The 15,851-nt window shown below is 62.7% G+C and carries 15 protein-coding genes; 8 read left to right on the forward strand and 7 right to left on the reverse strand.

Annotation, left to right across the window (positions count from 1 at the left end):
- Positions 1–32 precede the first annotated feature (32 nt).
- Positions 33–437, forward strand: a complete 405-nt coding sequence (locus ROS217_RS13630; protein WP_009818351.1) for a DUF1499 domain-containing protein — start codon at positions 33–35, stop codon at positions 435–437.
- Here the strand turns inward: ROS217_RS13630 and ROS217_RS23575 are convergent.
- Positions 369–656: a hypothetical protein gene (locus ROS217_RS23575; protein WP_083781546.1), complete on the reverse strand. Its 288-nt coding sequence runs from the start codon at positions 654–656 to the stop codon at positions 369–371. The genes ROS217_RS13630 and ROS217_RS23575 overlap by 69 nt on opposite strands.
- A 66-nt stretch (positions 657–722) precedes the next feature.
- On the opposite strand from ROS217_RS23575, the gene prfA reads away from it, so the two are divergent.
- The 6 genes from prfA (at position 723) to ROS217_RS13660 (ending at position 7,052) form a co-directional block, all read left to right on the forward strand.
- Positions 723–1,769 (forward strand): peptide chain release factor 1, encoded by a 1,047-nt coding sequence (gene prfA, locus ROS217_RS13635; protein ID WP_040651491.1) that lies wholly within the window; start codon positions 723–725, stop codon positions 1,767–1,769.
- Positions 1,766–2,623, forward strand: coding sequence for a peptide chain release factor N(5)-glutamine methyltransferase (gene prmC, locus ROS217_RS13640; protein WP_009818354.1), 858 nt, complete (start codon positions 1,766–1,768; stop codon positions 2,621–2,623). The genes prfA and prmC overlap by 4 nt, the downstream gene beginning before the upstream one ends.
- A 204-nt stretch (positions 2,624–2,827) precedes the next feature.
- Positions 2,828–3,514, forward strand: coding sequence for a DUF4167 domain-containing protein (locus tag ROS217_RS13645; protein ID WP_009818355.1), 687 nt, complete (start codon positions 2,828–2,830; stop codon positions 3,512–3,514).
- 124 nt (positions 3,515–3,638) lie between these two features.
- Entirely contained in the window at positions 3,639–4,382 is a 744-nt protein-coding gene (locus tag ROS217_RS13650; protein WP_009818356.1) for an RNA methyltransferase, read from the forward strand.
- Positions 4,383–4,437: 55 nt separating this feature from the next.
- Positions 4,438–5,580 carry a heme A synthase gene (gene ctaA, locus ROS217_RS13655; protein WP_009818357.1) on the forward strand — a complete coding sequence of 381 codons (1,143 nt, stop codon included), beginning with the start codon at positions 4,438–4,440 and terminating at the stop codon, positions 5,578–5,580.
- Between the two features lie 2 nt (positions 5,581–5,582).
- Positions 5,583–7,052, forward strand: coding sequence for a carboxypeptidase M32 (locus tag ROS217_RS13660; protein ID WP_009818358.1), 1,470 nt, complete (start codon positions 5,583–5,585; stop codon positions 7,050–7,052).
- A 3-nt stretch (positions 7,053–7,055) separates the two neighbouring features.
- Here the strand turns inward: ROS217_RS13660 and ROS217_RS13665 are convergent, their stop codons facing one another.
- The 3 genes from ROS217_RS13665 to ROS217_RS13675 all read right to left on the reverse strand — a co-directional run bounded on the left by ROS217_RS13665 (position 7,056) and on the right by ROS217_RS13675 (position 10,533).
- Positions 7,056–8,933 (reverse strand): polysaccharide biosynthesis protein, encoded by a 1,878-nt coding sequence (locus tag ROS217_RS13665; protein ID WP_040650588.1) that lies wholly within the window; start codon positions 8,931–8,933, stop codon positions 7,056–7,058.
- A 158-nt stretch (positions 8,934–9,091) separates the two neighbouring features.
- Complete coding sequence (locus ROS217_RS13670) at positions 9,092–9,727, reverse strand: sugar transferase (RefSeq protein WP_009818360.1); 636 nt, start codon at positions 9,725–9,727, stop codon at positions 9,092–9,094.
- Positions 9,724–10,533: an NAD-dependent epimerase/dehydratase family protein gene (locus ROS217_RS13675; RefSeq protein ID WP_254656423.1), complete on the reverse strand. Its 810-nt coding sequence runs from the start codon at positions 10,531–10,533 to the stop codon at positions 9,724–9,726. The genes ROS217_RS13670 and ROS217_RS13675 overlap by 4 nt, the downstream gene beginning before the upstream one ends.
- Positions 10,534–10,668: 135 nt before the next feature.
- Here ROS217_RS13675 and ROS217_RS13680 point away from each other — a divergent pair, with 135 nt between their 5' ends.
- Positions 10,669–11,787 carry a polysaccharide biosynthesis/export family protein gene (locus ROS217_RS13680; protein WP_254656424.1) on the forward strand — a complete coding sequence of 373 codons (1,119 nt, stop codon included), beginning with the start codon at positions 10,669–10,671 and terminating at the stop codon, positions 11,785–11,787.
- Between the two features lie 124 nt (positions 11,788–11,911).
- Here ROS217_RS13680 and ROS217_RS13685 read toward each other — a convergent pair whose 3' ends face one another.
- The 3 genes from ROS217_RS13685 to gyrA all read right to left on the reverse strand — a co-directional run bounded on the left by ROS217_RS13685 (position 11,912) and on the right by gyrA (position 15,777).
- Complete coding sequence (locus tag ROS217_RS13685; protein ID WP_009818363.1) at positions 11,912–12,262, reverse strand: DUF6614 family protein; 351 nt, start codon at positions 12,260–12,262, stop codon at positions 11,912–11,914.
- A gap of 81 nt (positions 12,263–12,343) precedes the next feature.
- Positions 12,344–12,928: a hypothetical protein gene (locus ROS217_RS13690; RefSeq protein ID WP_157046603.1), complete on the reverse strand. Its 585-nt coding sequence runs from the start codon at positions 12,926–12,928 to the stop codon at positions 12,344–12,346.
- A gap of 149 nt (positions 12,929–13,077) precedes the next feature.
- Entirely contained in the window at positions 13,078–15,777 is a 2,700-nt protein-coding gene (gyrA, locus tag ROS217_RS13695; protein ID WP_009818365.1) for a DNA gyrase subunit A, read from the reverse strand.
- Positions 15,778–15,851 lie beyond the last annotated feature (74 nt).

Consider the following 15,851-nt stretch of genomic DNA (forward strand, 5'->3'; position numbering starts at 1 on the left):
GGCACCTGTCGCACAGACTATAGGGGCGTGCTATGAAGCTGATCCTGGGACTGGTTCTGGTGGGGATTGTGGCGGTGCTGGCCTTTGTTCGTCTGGCCCCGTCAGACCCGGCGCGCTGGCATCAGATGCTGGACAGCGTCACCAATCGCGATATGGACGGTGGCGCGATGCGGGTAGTGCCGGGGGATCTGGCCGCGCTCGATGCGATCATTCGCGCCACGCCGCGCACAGAGGTTTTGGCCGGGGACGTGGCGCAGGGGATGATCACCTATGTCACCCGCTCGCGCGTTTTCGGCTTTCCGGATTATACCACGGTGCGGCAGGATGGCGCGCGGCTGGAGATTTGCGGGCGGCTGCGCTTTGGCAAGTCAGATCTGGGGGTGAACGCCGCCCGCATCGACGGCTGGTTGCAGCGATTGGGGCAGGCTGGAGGATAGGCATCCGTCCGAAATCTTGCGCCACATCGGCACGTTCAGCGACATCTGGCATTGCGCCATGAACATGTTGCCATCGACCTGAAGGCAGATCGTCTCGCCCATCTCGATGCGTGCCCCGTTCCGGTCGGTGCAGTAGCATTCAATCGTCTTGCGTCCGATGGTGACATCGGCGAGCGCTGGGGAGGCGCAGATCAGCAAGAGGGGCAACACCGCTTTCATGCGGTGATTCTAGCACAGGTGACGCCCCTTGACCAAGTCACAAGGATGGGACAGAGGATCATTCCCATGGTACCCTTGGACAGATTGCAACAAATCGCGGAGCGCTTTGAGTTCATCGAGGCGCAGATGATGCAGGGCGGCGGCGATATTGCCCGCCTTGGCCGCGAATATTCCGAATTGCGGCCGCTGGTCGAGGAGATCCGCGCCTATCGTCAGATCCTGGCCGATATCGAGGGCGCGCGGGCGATGCTGGGTGATCCCGAGATGCGCGATTTGGCGCGTGACGAGTTGGAGGTGCTGGAGGCGCGGCTGCCGGGGATGGAAGCGGCGCTGCAACTGGCGCTCTTGCCACGCGATGAGGCGAATGCGCGGCCTGCGATCCTTGAAATCCGGCCCGGAACCGGGGGCGAGGAGGCGGCGCTCTTTGCCGCGGACCTCATGCGGATGTATCAGCGCTATGCCGAGGCGCGCGGCTGGGTGTTCGATGTGATCGAGGAGCAGCAGAGCGAGTTGGGCGGCATTCGCGAGCTGGTGGTGCATATCAAGGGTGAGGGCGTTTTCGCCCGGCTCAAGTTCGAATCGGGCGTTCACCGGGTGCAGCGCGTGCCCGAGACCGAGAGCGGCGGGCGTATCCATACCTCTGCGGCAACGGTGGCGGTGCTGCCCGAGGCGGAGGATGTGGATGTCCAGATCAATCCCAATGATTTGCGCATCGACACGATGCGGTCCTCGGGGGCGGGCGGGCAGCATGTGAATACCACCGATTCGGCGGTGCGGATCACGCATATCCCGAGCGGGATTGTGGTGACGAGTTCCGAGAAATCGCAGCATCGCAACCGCGAGATCGCCATGCAGGTGCTGAAATCACGACTTTTTGACATGGAGCGTAGCCGTGTGGACAGCGAACGCTCGGCCAATCGCGCGGCGCAGGTGGGATCGGGGGATCGCTCTGAACGCATTCGCACCTATAATTTCCCTCAAGGTCGGATGACCGATCATCGGATCAACCTCACGCTCTACAAGTTGGAGCAGGTGATGGGCGGCGATCTGGATGAGGTGATCGACGCGCTGACGGCGGATGCGCAGGCCACTTTGCTGGCCGAAATGTCGTGACCCTGCGCGAGGCGTTGCTGCGGGCTGTGCGGCGGCTGGAGGCGGCGGGGATTGAGGGCGCTGCCGGGGATGCGCGGGCGCTCTTGGCGGGGGCCGTGGAGATTGCGCGCGACCGGCTGACGCTGCATCTGGGCGATGAGGTGGAGCCGGGGGCCGAGGCGCGTTTCGAGGCGATGATCGCGCGGCGGATGGCGCGGGCGCCGGTGGCCAAGATCCTTGGGCGGCGGGTGTTCTGGGGGCGGGAGTTTGAGGTGACAGCCGATGTGCTCGATCCGCGCCCCGAGACGGAATGTCTGATCGCCGAGGCGTTGGCCGGGCCCAAGCCTTTGACTTTGCTCGATCTTGGCACAGGAAGCGGCATTTTGGCGGTGACGTTGCTGGCGGAATGGCCGGGGGTGAGGGGTGTGGCCCTGGACCTTTCGGCGGAGGCGCTTGATGTGGCGGCGCGCAATGCTGCGCGGCATGGCGTGCGGGATCGGCTATCGCTCTGCCACTCTGACTGGTTCGCACAGATCACGGGCGCGTTCGATCTCATTGTGTCGAACCCGCCCTATATCGGGCGTGATGAGATGGTCGGGCTCATGCCCGAAGTGCGCGACCACGATCCGCGCATGGCCCTGACCGATGAGGGCGACGGGCTGACGGCGTATCGCGTGATTGCGGGCGCGGCGGGGGCGCATCTGAACCCCGGTGGGCGGCTGATGGTTGAGATCGGCTGGACGCAGGGGGCGGCGGTGGCCGATCTCTTGCGCGCGGCGGGATTCGAGGCGGTGGCGGTGCTGCCCGATCTGGAGGGGCGCGACCGGGTGGTGTGTGGAGACTGGTCCGAGACTTCACGCAGAAATGAGCCATAATTGGCAAGAATCGCGGAAATAATCCGCTTTGCTCTTGTGTGACCGGGCGGCGCGTGCTTATTGGGGAGCAGTCAAGACGGAGGATGCCCATTCGGGCGGTCCCGCTTGACACCAAGCCAGAACATGTCCGATCCGGTTTCATTCGGCGCAAGGGGCGCCAGTCGGGTCAAGCGACAATTTGAGCATAGGGCTGGACAGCACCATATGAGATCATCGAAGTCACGTCAGCGGAACAAGCCGAACCGCAACCGCACCGTCGGGAATGTCGTCAACCGTGTGTTTGACAGCTCCGGTCCCGAGGGCAAGGTTCGCGGCACGCCGCAGCAGATCATCGAGAAATACAACCAGCTTGCGCGCGATGCGCAACTGTCGGGCGACCGGGTGGCGACCGAGAATTTCCAGCAGCATGCCGAGCACTATCTGCGTCTTTTGGGGGAAGCCCAAAAGGAACAGGATGCGCGGCGTGAAGAGCAGGAACGCTACAACCGGGATCGTCAAACCGACCGCGACCGTGAGCGTGGCGATCGTCCGGCGGGGCGTGACGCTGATGAAGGCGACCGGCCTCAGCCCTATGAGTCTGCCGCCCTGTCACAGCCTGACGTGATCGGTGGCTTTGAGGATCGCGATAGCGGTCTGGTCGAAACGCCCGAGAGCAAACCGCAGGCCGAGCCGGTGCGCAGATCCGAGCCGTCGCGCCGCCATGCACCTGCACCTGCGCCTGCGCCGGAAGCTGTCGCGGAGCAACCCGCTGAGCAAGGGTCTGACGCGGGTGCTGAGAAAGCCGCGCCGAAACGTCCGCGCAAGCCGCGCGCCAAGCGTGTGCCCAAGTCTGAGGGGAACGGATCCTCCGGAGATGGCGGTGGAGACCATTCGACCAAGGCTGCGGAGTAATCCTGCGGTCTGATCCGATGGCGCGGTATTTGCCGCCCGGTTGGATCTGAGTATTTGAAGACCGATGAAAGAGGGGGCTTGCCGGTGGCGGGCCCCATTCTGTGACACCAGATCGAGAGTGCCGATGCCGACCGCCCGCCCGCAGCCTGCCTTTGTGCTCGTGCGCCCGCAGATGGGTGAAAACATCGGAGCGGCGGCGCGGGCGATGTGGAATTTCGGCCTCGACCGGATGCGGATCGTGGCGCCGCGCGATGGCTGGCCCAATGAGCGGGCTGTGGCGATGGCGAGCGGGGCCGGACGATTGCTTGACGAGGCGCTCTTGGTCGAGAGCACTGCGGATGCGGTGGCGGATTGTTCCTTTGTGCTGGCGACGACGGCACGGGCGCGCGGGCTGACCAAACCAGTGTTGAGCCCCGAGCGGGCCATGGGGCTGGCGGCGGAGAAGATTGCGGCGGGTGAAAAGGTGGCGGTGCTCTTTGGCCCGGAACGCGCAGGGTTGGAGAATGACGACATCGCCCGCGCCAATGCGATCATCAACGTGCCGGTGAATCCGGAATTTGCCAGTCTCAACCTTGGGCAATGCGTGTTGCTCACCGCCTATGAATGGCAGCGTGCGGCGGGGCAGGTGGTGCCTGAGCGGGTCGATCTGGCCAAGACCGACTGGGCCGCGCAGGTCGAGGTCGAGGCATTGGCGGCGCATTATGAGGAACGGCTGGAGGAGGCCGGGTTTTTCTTTCCCGAGCACAAGGCCGGGAGCATGAAAACCAACCTGCGCAATATGTGGAGCCGGATGCCGATGACGCGGGCCGATGTGCAGACCTTGCATGGGGTGATGCGGCAGATGGTCCGCTGGAAGGCGCGCAGTTGAAGCAGGCGGGGACGCGCCCTAGTGTTGCCAGGTGCGAACAGGAAGAGGCGTGAGCATGAGCGGAAAACGCAGCATTTTCGAAGAGGTGGGACAGACAGGGGCCGTGAAGCCCGTGCCGCAAGGCGGCATGATCGACACGGGCCGCCGGGGCGCGCGGGGTGCGATCCGGGTCTGGCTGATGGTGCTCTTTGCGCTGGTGGTGGTGATGATCGCGGTGGGCGGGCTGACGCGGCTCACTGACAGTGGTCTCAGCATCACGGAATGGAAGCCCGTGACGGGGGCGCTGCCGCCGATGTCTGAGGCGCATTGGATGGAAGAGTTCGACAAATACCGGGCCATTCCGCAATATGAGCTGATCAACAAGGGCATGACCCTAGCGGAATTCCAGTTCATCTATTGGTGGGAATGGGGGCACCGGCAATTGGGCCGGGTGATCGGGCTTGTCTGGGCCTTGGGCTTTTTCGGGTTCCTGCTGGCGCGGCAAATTCCCAAAGGATGGACCGGGCGTTTGTTGGTACTGGGCGCACTGGGCGGCGCGCAGGGCGCGATTGGCTGGTGGATGGTGTCCTCTGGTCTGAGCGGTGAGAGGGTGGCGGTGGCCTCTTACCGGCTGGCGACGCATCTGGGGCTGGCCTTTGTCATTCTGGGGGTGATTGCCTGGTTCGTGTTCCTGCTGGGGCGCGAGGAGCGGGAGTTGATGCAGGCGCGGCGGGGGCGGGAGGCGAAGCTCTACAGCCTCTCGACGGGTCTCATGCATTTTGCCTTCCTGCAGATCCTGCTGGGGGCGCTGGTGGCGGGGATAGATGCCGGGCGCAGCTATACCGATTGGCCGCTGATGGCGGGGGGATTTCTGCCGCCCGATATGATGGACTTGCAGCCCCTGTGGCGGAACCTCTTTGAGAACCCCGGCACGGTGCAATTCATTCACCGGATGAGCGGCTATCTCTTGCTGATTTTTGCCGTGGTGGTCTGGCTGCGCGGGCGAAAGAGCGCGCATGTACAGACGCGGGGTGCCTTTACCGCAGCCTTTGCGGTGCTGCTGTTGCAGATCGTTCTGGGTATTATGACGGTGCTTTATATCGCGCCCTGGCATTTGGCGATTGCGCATCAATTCGTGGCGGTGGTGCTCTGGGTGCTGATCCTGCGGGCGCGGTTCCTGAGCCAGTATCCGCGCGCCACATCCATTCGGGGACGCTGAGCATGAGCGCCTATGATGATCTGATGGCGCGCGAGCGCGAGACGCAGGCCTTGGCGCAGGTGGCCGGACGGCTGGGCTGGGATCAGGAAACCATGATGCCGCGCGGCGCCGCCGATCAGCGGGCCGAGGAATCGGGTGCGATGCAGGCGGTGCTTCATGCGCGACGGGTGGACCCGGCGCGGGGCGATGTGCTGGCAGAGGCCGAGGAGAAAGCGACCGGGGCCGTGGCGCGGGCGCAGTTGCGCCATATCCGGCGGGATTATGAGCGGGCGGTCAAGGTGCCGGGCGATCTGGCCGTGGCGCTGGCGCGGCTGACGAGCCGGGCGCAGGGGCAATGGGCCGAGGCGCGGGCGGCGGATGACTTTGCCGCCTTTGCGCCGGTTCTGTCCGAGGTGGTCCGGCTCAAGCGCGAGGAAGCGGCGGCCCTGTCAGCGGGTGGCGCGCTCTATGATGCGCTGCTTGAGGATTACGAGCCGGGGATGGGGGCCGCAAAGCTCGATGCGATGTTTGCTGAGATGCGACCGCGTCTGGTGGCGCTGCGCGCGGCAGCGCTGGAGGTGGCGTGGCCCAAGCTCGAGGGCAGATTTGACCGTGCCGCGCAACTGGCGCTGTCGCAGAAGCTGGCGCAGGTGTTCGGCTATGACCTGAGCCGGGGGCGGCTGGATCTGGCGGTGCATCCGTTCAGTTCCGGCAGCGGCGACGATGTGCGGATCACCACGCGGGTGAGCGAGGTGGACCCGTTCAACTGTTTCTATTCCACCATCCACGAGGTCGGACATGCCTGTTACGAGCAGGGCATTGATCCCGCCTATCGCCTGACGCTCTTGGGGCAGGGGGTGTCGATGGGGGTGCATGAGAGCCAGAGCCGGATTTATGAGAACCAGTTGGGGCGGAGCCGGGCCTTCTGTGGTTGGCTCTATGGGCAGATGCGCGATGCCTTTGGCGCGTTCGGAATTGCCGATGAGGATGGCTTTTACCGCGCTGTGAACCGGGTGCATCGTGGCTATATCCGGACCGAGGCAGATGAGGTGCAATACAATCTGCATGTGATGCTGCGTTACGATCTGGAGCGGGCGTTGATGACCGGGGATTTGGCCGTGACCGATCTTGAGGCGGCGTGGAATGATCGCTTTGCCGCTGATTTCGGCACGCCGGTGGATCGCGCGTCCAACGGCGTGTTGCAGGATGTGCATTGGTCGGTGGGTCTGTTCGGGTATTTCCCGACCTATAGTCTGGGCAATGTCTATGCCGGGTGCCTGCATGCCGCGTTGCGGGACGCCGTGCCGGGGCTCGATGCGCAATTGGCGCAAGGTGATCTGCAAGAGGCAACTGCGTGGCTGCGCGACACTGTGCAGCAGCATGGCGGGCTATACGAGCCGGCGGAGGTCATTGCGCGCGCCTGTGGGGCCGCACCGCGGGCAGAGCCGCTCTTGGCCTATCTGGAGGGTAAGTTTGGTGCGCTCGCCGGGTGACGTCTACTGATTGACGCTGGCTTCGGGGTGGTCTTCGATCTGTTCGATCCACTGCGCGAGCACGCTGCGCAGGAGCGCCACGTCGCGGGTCTCGATTGCCTCGGACAGGGATTTGAGCGCCTTGGCGAGTTCGATTTCCGACAGATGGCCTTCTTGGGCGCGCAGGATCTTGGGGTGTGGCGTGGTCAGCATGTCGGAGCCGATCAGCAGTTCCTCATAGAGCTTTTCACCGGGGCGCAGGCCGGTGATGCGGATCTCGATGTCGCCGTGTGGATTTAGCGTGTCACGTACCGTGAGACCCGAGCCTTCGATCATCTTGCGCGCCACGTCGCGCACCGCGATGGGTTTGCCCATGTCGAGCACAAAGACATCGCCGCCGCGGGCAAAAGAGCCTGCCAATAGAACCAAGCGCGCCGCTTCGGGGATGGTCATGAAATAGCGGGTGACGTCGGCGTGGGTCAGCGTCACAGGCCCGCCGCGCGCAATTTGTTCCGCAAAGAGCGGGATGACAGAGCCGGAAGAGCCCAACACATTGCCAAAACGCACCATGGAGAAGCGGGTGGTTTTGCTCCGGGTTGCCAGATCCTGCACGATCATTTCGGCAAAGCGCTTGGAGGCGCCCATCACGCTGACGGGGCGCACGGCCTTGTCTGTCGAGACGAGGATAAAAAGTTCGACCCCGGCGTCGCGTGCGGCATGGGCCACGATCCGTGTGCCGATCACATTGTTGCGCATGCCTTCAATCGCGTTCGCTTCGACCATGGGCACGTGTTTGTAGGCGGCGGCGTGCAGCACAATCTCGACCTTGCGCGCGCGCATCAGGACATTGACCACCGATTTCTCGCAAACCGAGCCAAGTATGGGGGTGATCCGCATCAGAGGTGCGAGGCTGCGCAATTCGCGGTCGATCTCGAAGAGGGCGTGTTCGCTGTGATCAAAGAGGATCAGATGGCCGGGCTCGTAGGCGATCACTTGGCGGCAGAGTTCCGAGCCGATCGAGCCACCGGCACCGGTGACGAGCACGCAGCGCCCCTTGTAGCTGTCACGTGAGCCGGGAAGTTTGTCGTCCAGCCCGTCGCGGCCGAGGAGATCGTTGATGTCAACCGGGCGGCTCTTGTAGAGGGTGCGGACGTCGTTGGAGATCAGATCCGCAAAGGAGGGCAGAGCGTGGACCTCGCAGCCATGGTCTGCGATGCGGCGCGAGAGCACGGCGCGCTTGGCCGGGGGGGCGCTTGGCATGGCGAGGATGACGCGCTGAATGTCGTAGCGTTTGATGAGATCCGGCAGATCGGACGATTTGAACACCTTGAGTCCCGCAATGGTCAGGGATTGCAGGCGCGGTTCGTCGTCAACGAAGGCCATTGGCAAGACTTCGTCATCCGTTGCCAATGCGCTGGCGAGTTGTTGTCCGGTTTGACCGGCCCCATAGATCAGCACCCGCAGACGGCGATTGCCATTGCGGTAGATGCGCAGCAGGACCATGCGCAGCACGAGGCGCGCGGTGACGGACAGGATGAGAAACATCATGCCGCTGACGACATAGACCGTGGCCGGGGCCGCCGCGCTGCCCGGAAGAAGCGAACCGGCGACGCCGCTTGCCGTCATGGCAAGTGCCACCCAACCCGAGTTGAGCATGCCTTGCATTTCGTAGGATTTCAGCTTGACCTTGTGCAGCCCGAAATAGGTTGCCACCGCGGCGGCGGTGCACATCATCACCAGAAGTTCGCTCAGAACTGCATCTCCCGCTGCCGCGAGAGAGGACGGTCCGAGGAGGAGAACACGCGCGGCGAGGTACGAGATAGCCACGATCAGCATATCGAGCGTCAGAAAGAACGTCTGCTTCTGACCTTGTTTCAGCGTCGTGACAGTTCGATAGAGCACTGCGCTTACCCCCACTATTCGGCTTTTTCGTTTTAGGCGCTTGGCGCAGTAATACAAATCCCAATCACTGGCTTGTTACAGGTGTGGACCCCGAAACTGAGCAAGTTTTAGCCGATTCGCGTAACATATGTGCAAGAGGCGTGACGAATCCTTTGAAATCAACCGCGTTCGAGGCGGCGTGCCCTGCGACGGTAAAAGACACGAATCACGGTCTGGCAGATTAAACGCAGGTCGTAGCACAGGCTCTGGTGGCGCGACCAAATCAGATCCAGCCTTGCCTTGCGGGGAATGCAACGGGTCACATAGGTGGTTTCTCCGGTCTCGTGGCTGGTGCAGGCGGAGAGCAGCTTTTCTTCGGTTCGGTGGTAGACCAGCGTCGCGAGTCCGGTCACACCGGGGCGTTTCTCGAGCACCTTGGCGTAGAGGTCGGGGCAGGCCTCGACATAGCAGCGCAGGGGGGGGCGCGGTCCGACAAAGCTCATGTCCCCGCGCAGCACATTGAGAAGCTGTGGCAATTCATCGAGGCGGTAGGCGCGAAGGCGTCTGCCCAGGGCGGTGACACGATGCTGCTTGTAGCCGGACGAGACGCCCGCGTCGTTCTCGACCACCCGCATGGTGCGGAATTTCCAAAGGCAAAACGGTGTATCCGGTGTCCGCATCCGCTCGGACAAGTACAACACGGGGCGGCCGTCGATCAGGGCGATGAGGAGGGCAACGACGAGGATAACCGGAGCCAGCAGCAGGATCAGCAAAAGCGCAAATCCAATGTCGAAGGCCCTCTTGGCTGGGGTCATGGTGCGGTCTCCAGAGTGTGCCAGTCGTCGATCATCTGTTGGGCTGTATCTCTGAGATATAGAAACGGGATCAAACCGGCAAGTCGGGTGCCGTCGAGGCTTACGGTCTGCACGGCGGTTTCCGGGGCGTCTTGCCAGATCACGGGACGTCCGGCTGCCTCGGCCAGAGCCTGCATGGTTACGGGCGTGGGCGATGTGACATTGAGCGTATCAGGAAGCTGATCTGGCGGCACGCTTGCGAGCGCCCTCAAGACCTTGGCCAGATCGCCCGGAGCGATATAGCTGCGGCAGGGGCCGGTGCCATCGGCAAAGCGGTCAAGCCGGACCGGGCTGTCATGCAGCCGCAGGGCGGGGGCAAGGCTGTCGGCCCCCACAACATTCGCAAGCCGCAGGCAGCAGTGCCGCGTGGGGCCGGTGGGCAAGGCACGCACCGCGTCTTCCATCGCCAGTTTGGAATGGCCATAGGCATTGGCGGGCGCCGGTCTATCGGTTTCGTGCAGCGCGTGGCCAGGACCGTAGACTGCGGCGGAGGAGAAGTGCAGCACGCGCCGCGCGCCGCAGGCTGCGGCCAGATCGGCGCTGTGGCGGACGAGGTCGATGTTGGCTGAAAGATCCTCTGGCGCGCCGGACACCCGGCCCCAAAGCGCAATGACGGTATCGCAATCGGGCAAAGTTGAGAGACGAGCCCCGGGGGACCAAAGAATATCAGCGGGCTTGCGGCGCGACAGCCAGACAATCCGTGGGGCGTCAAGATCGCGCCACGCGGCCCGCAAGAATCCGGCAATTCGGCCTGATGCGCCGGTCACGAGCAGAGATGGTCCTAAGTGCGTTTCGGCCAAGATGCAGCGCTGCCTGTTGCTAAAGGTCAGATTCCGATTGTCTAGCACGCCGTGTGCGGGGTAGGAACCGATGCAATGCCAAACAGACGGGGGAGTCGGAGAGTGACGCGCACAATCAGGATTTTCCTTGGGGTTCTCATGTTTGCCGCTCTGGCGTCGTGCAGTTTGCCTCGGGGTGCCGCCCTGCAAAGTGAGGTTCTCGCCGAACGTGACACAAAATCCCCCACGTTTCAGGTGGTGGAGGTCACGCGCCGGTCCACGCCTGCCCTCGCGTTGTGGCCTGCGTCCGGATGGAAGGGGCATTACCGTTGGTTATCGGCAAGCCGTGGCCCTGATTCCTCGATCATTCAAACCGGGGATACGCTTCAAATCGTGATCTGGGACAATCAGGAAAATTCCCTGTTGGCCAGTCAGGAGTCGCGATCGACGGCCGTTCCTCCAATGACGGTGTCGCCGTCTGGATCGGTGTTCATGCCCTATCTCGGTGAGATTAATGTGCGCGGAATGACCGAATCCGAAGCGCGTGAGACGTTGCAAACGCGCATGCTCGAGATTGCGCCCTCGGCGCAGGTGCAGTTGAGCGTCACGCCGGGGCGCAACAATGCGGTCGACGTGGTGGGCGGTGTTGCCGCCCCCGGAAACTATCCGCTGGAGTCGCGCAATACGCGGGTCATGAGCGTGCTGGCGCAGGCTGGCGGCGTGTCTCCGGCGATGAAGAATCCTCTGGTCGTGTTGCAACGTGGCTCTGAGGTCTATGAAACCCGTGCGGAGACGCTGTTTGCCGATCCCGGTCGCAACGCGCTGGTGCGCGGGGGCGATCAGATCGTCGTGACCGAAGATGACCGCAGCTTTAACGTGTTGGGTGCTGCGGGCAGCCAGAAGGTGATTCCCTTCGAGGAGGAAACCATAACCGCGATGGAGGCCGTATCGTCCATGGGCGGGTTGAGTGCGGCGCGTGCCGATCCCAAAGGATTGCTGGTGCTGCGGGAATATGACCGGCGGCATCTCAACCCCGACAAGCCAGGTCCGGACATGCCTCAGGTCATTTTTTCGCTGGATCTGACCAATGCTGATGGTCTGTTTGCCGCGCGGCAATTCCAGATCAATCCCGGTGACACGCTGCTTGCAACCGAATCGCCGGTCACGCGGGTGCAGACCATACTTGGTCTGTTTGGAACGATCGTTGGTTTCGGCGCGACCGCGAACAATCTGGCGAACTAGCCGCACTGTCACGCCAGAATGGCCTGTGGGATGATGGGGGCGCTGCCCCCATGCCCCTGAGGTATCTTAAGCCCGACGAGGCCACTCGGCAGGTGCGATCCCGTCGGGTGACGAGCCTGCCGCTTTAGACAAGTGACATGCGTTCAGCGCGCTCTGCGTCCGGAAACGGGCGGTAGAGGGCAAAGCGGGCCTGAGCAATCTGGGCATGGACACGCTCATGCAGCACTGTCGTTGTCTCGTCCTGTGCGCCAGTGAGCCGAAAGGCGCGGTCCAGTTGGGCGAGATCGGCAACCTCTATCTCGAGCAGGAAATCACCATAGGCATCGGCCGCAAGGTTCAGCTTGCGACGGCAGAGGCGCCAACGTCCAATGGTTCCGTGGGTGTGAAGATGGGTCATCCAAGCCTCAAGCGCGGCGGCAAAGCCCAACGCCTTGGCATCCTGTTTGAGGTCAATCATGCAGCAATAGAGGTTCATCGGCAGGCATCCCGGCATCCTGTGGCACCCTGCCGAGTTTGCACGGGATAGGTTGAGACCGAGTTAAGCCCCGAGCGGCCGTCACAGATTGGCGAAGATATTCTCGACTTCTGGTTCGTCCTCGGCTGTTTTGGAGCGGTTCGGACCTGAGGTGACGGCGAGTGCGTTCCGGATTTCCTTTTGGATCGGTCTCTTGCGTGTCAGGAGCGGGCTTATGCGGTGGGGTTCGATCGCCTTTCGTACAAATACGCGGCGCACGCGCGCACGCTGGACGAAGATCGAGGCCCGGCGCAATTCCCGGCGTCCCAGCGAGGCGTAGCTGAGGAATACCCCCGCCGCGAGCGCCAAGTCCCGCCAAAAACCCGAGAGGTTCTCAGGCGTCAACAGCCAAAAGTTCTCAGTCAGGCTCGAGAACAGGATCAGGGCGACAAGGGTGCGGGCGATACGGCGCAGTTGAAATCCTGCCATAAAGCTGATGCTGAGGCAGAGCAGGGCAATCGAACCGACGAAACGCGCGACGCTTTGAGGCAGGACAAAGGAGAAGAGCGCCCCGACGTCAAAGCCTGTCACGAACCCGAGCGCGAGGGCCATGAAGTAGGACCCCATCACGATGCGCATCAAGTTCAGTCCGGTTGGACCAATTCGGTAGCGAAAGTTTCTGGTCATATGCAGCATCCGCTCGGTCAGGGAAGAGGAACTGGTCTTTACTCGCACAAACAAGCCGCACATGGGCGGCCTTCTATTCATGGCAAATGTTGCAAGAATTGGGCCAAATCATGATGATGCACGATTAAAGGTCGCGCCGAGGGTTAAAGTCAACCCTCGGCAGTTTCGTCCTCATCGGCCTGTTCGGCGATCCAAGCGACCGAAACGACCTCTTCTCCGGTGCCGGTGTTGAACACTTTGACCCCGCCCGCGCTGCGCGAGCGGAAGGAAATGCCCATGACAGGCACGCGGATCGACTGACCCTTGGAGGTCGCGAGCATGATCTGATCCTCGAGCGTCACGGGGAAGGAGGCGACGACCGTGCCACCGCGCATGCCCTTGTCCATCGCCTGCACGCCCATGCCACCGCGCCCGCGCACCGGGTAGTCATGGCTGGAGCTGAGCTTGCCCGTGCCTTTGGCGGTGATGGTCAGGATCAGGTTTTCAGCCAATTGCATTTCCTCGAAGCGCTCGGGGCTGATGGCGGCATCGGCGTTGCCTTCGTCATCGGCGGCTGCGTCCTCATCCGCGCCTGCCAGTTGGCGGCGCATCTTGAGATAGGCAGCGCGCTCGTCAGCGGAGGCGTCGAAATGGCTGATCACCGACATCGACACGACGCGGTCATTGCCCAGCAGGCGGATGCCGCGCACGCCGGTGGATTTGCGGCCCTTGAAGACCCGCACCTCGGTCGTTGGGAAGCGGATGGCGCGGCCGGAATCGGTCACGAGCATGACGTCATCCTCGGGGCCGCAGATGCGCGCGTTGACCAGTTCCACGCCCTCGGGCAGGTCCATCGCGATCTTGCCATTGCGCATGACATTGGTGAAATCCGAGAGCGCATTGCGGCGCACATCGCCTGCCGAGGTGGCAAAGACGATCTGCAAATCTTCCCAATCTTCCTCGGGGCGGTCCACCGGCATGATTGCGGCGATGGAAACGCCTGTGGGAATCGGCAGGATATTGACGATGGCCTTGCCCTTGGAGGTCCGGCCCCCGAGTGGCAAACGCCATGTCTTGAGCTTGTAAACCATACCGCCGGTGGTGAAGAACAGAAGCTGCGTGTGGGTATTGGCGACAAAGAGGGTGGTGACCACGTCTTCATCCTTGGTGGCCATGCCCGACAGTCCTTTGCCGCCGCGTTTTTGAGCGCGGAAATCGGCAAGGGCCGTGCGTTTGATATAGCCGCCGCTGGTGACGGTCACGACCATATCCTCGCGCTCGATGAGGTCTTCGTCTTCCATGTCACCGGACCAGTCGACAATCTGGGTGCGGCGCGGCACGGCAAAGAGGTCGCGCACCTCGCGCAGTTCGTCCGAGATGATCTGCATGATCCGTTCGCGGCTGGCGAGGATGGCGAGGTATTCCTTGATCTTGCCGGCGAGGTCTTGCAGCTCGTCGGTGACTTCCTTGACGCCAAGTTGCGTCAGGCGTTGCAGGCGCAGGTCGAGAATGGCGCGGGCCTGAACCTCGGACAGATTATAGGTGCCGTCCTCATTGGCCGGGTGGCTGGGATCGTCGATGAGCGCGATATAGGGCAGGATTTCTCTTGCAGGCCAGCGGCGTTCCATCAGCTTGAGCCGGGCCTCGGCGGCGTCGGCGGAGGCGCGGATCGTGGCCACGACCTCGTCGACGTTGGACACAGCTACCGCCAGACCGCAGAGCACATGCGCGCGTTCGCGAGCGCGGCGCAACTCAAAGGCGGTGCGGCGTGCGACCACTTCTTCGCGGAACACGATGAAGAGGGACAGGAAGCGGTGCAGCGTCAGTTGCTCGGGTTTGCCGCCGTTGAGGGCCAGCATGTTGCAGCCGAAATAGGTCTGCATCGGGGTGAAGCGGAACAACTGGTTCAGCACCACCTCGGCGGTTGCGTCACGCTTGAGTTCGATCACCACGCGCACGCCGTTGCGGTCAGACTCGTCCTGCACATGCGAGATGCCTTCGATCCGCTTTTCGCGGGCGGCTTCGGCGATGCGTTCGATCATCGTGGCCTTGTTCACCTGATAGGGGATCTCGTCGATGATGATGGCGTAGCGGTCTTTGCGGATCTCCTCGACGCGGGTCTTGGCGCGAATGATGACAGAGCCGCGTCCCTCGAGATAGGCCTTGCGCGCGCCGGAGCGGCCCAGCATCAGGCCGCCGGTGGGGAAATCGGGGCCGGGAATATACTGGATCAGATCTTCGCTCTCGAGATCGGGGTTTTCGATCAGTGCCAGCGTGGCATCCACGACCTCGCCCAGATTGTGCGGCGGGATATTGGTGGCCATGCCCACGGCGATACCGCCCGCACCATTGACCAGCATATTGGGAAAGCGCGCGGGCAGGACGGTGGGCTCGCGATCTTTGCCGTCGTAATTGTCCTGAAAGTTGACGGTGTCTTTTTCGATATCGGCCAGCAGATAGGCCGCCGGTTTGTCCATCCGCACTTCGGTATAGCGCATGGCGGCCGCGTTATCGCCGTCCATAGAGCCGAAATTGCCCTGACCATCAAGGAGGGGCAGGGACATCGAGAAATCCTGCGCCATGCGCACAAGCGCGTCATAGATCGCTGAATCGCCATGCGGGTGATATTTGCCCATCACGTCACCCACTGCGCGGGCGGATTTGCGATAGGGTTTGTCGTGGGTATTGCCGCCCTCATGCATGGCATAGAGAATGCGCCGATGCACCGGTTTCAGGCCGTCGCGCAGGTCAGGAATCGCGCGGCTGACGATCACGCTCATGGCGTAATCGAGGTAGGATGTTTTCATCTCATGGGTGATGGACACCGATGGGCCGCTGTAGCTGGGCCGTTCTGGTGGGGTTTCATCCATGTTTTCAGGGGGTTGAGGCGTATCGCTCACGTTTTGTACCGTCCTGTGATCTGGCCTGTGATCTGGCGCTATAT

The sequence above is a fragment of the Roseovarius sp. 217 genome (genome assembly GCF_000152845.1).
Lineage (GTDB): Bacteria > Pseudomonadota > Alphaproteobacteria > Rhodobacterales > Rhodobacteraceae > Roseovarius.

Bases quoted from the DNA above. Each gene is read 5' to 3' on its own strand.
- ROS217_RS13630 (WP_009818351.1), top strand. From the start codon at position 33: ATGAAGCTGATCCTGGGACTGGTTCTGGTGGGGATTGTGGCGGTGCTG.
- ROS217_RS23575 (WP_083781546.1), bottom strand. From the start codon at position 656: ATGAAAGCGGTGTTGCCCCTCTTGCTGATCTGCGCCTCCCCAGCGCTC.
- prfA (WP_040651491.1), top strand. From the start codon at position 723: ATGGTACCCTTGGACAGATTGCAACAAATCGCGGAGCGCTTTGAGTTC.
- ROS217_RS13645 (WP_009818355.1), top strand. From the start codon at position 2,828: ATGAGATCATCGAAGTCACGTCAGCGGAACAAGCCGAACCGCAACCGC.
- ROS217_RS13650 (WP_009818356.1), top strand. From the start codon at position 3,639: ATGCCGACCGCCCGCCCGCAGCCTGCCTTTGTGCTCGTGCGCCCGCAG.
- ctaA (WP_009818357.1), top strand. From the start codon at position 4,438: ATGAGCGGAAAACGCAGCATTTTCGAAGAGGTGGGACAGACAGGGGCC.
- ROS217_RS13660 (WP_009818358.1), top strand. From the start codon at position 5,583: ATGAGCGCCTATGATGATCTGATGGCGCGCGAGCGCGAGACGCAGGCC.
- ROS217_RS13670 (WP_009818360.1), bottom strand. From the start codon at position 9,727: ATGACCCCAGCCAAGAGGGCCTTCGACATTGGATTTGCGCTTTTGCTG.
- ROS217_RS13685 (WP_009818363.1), bottom strand. From the start codon at position 12,262: ATGAACCTCTATTGCTGCATGATTGACCTCAAACAGGATGCCAAGGCG.
- ROS217_RS13690 (WP_157046603.1), bottom strand. From the start codon at position 12,928: ATGACCAGAAACTTTCGCTACCGAATTGGTCCAACCGGACTGAACTTG.
- gyrA (WP_009818365.1), bottom strand. From the start codon at position 15,777: ATGGATGAAACCCCACCAGAACGGCCCAGCTACAGCGGCCCATCGGTG.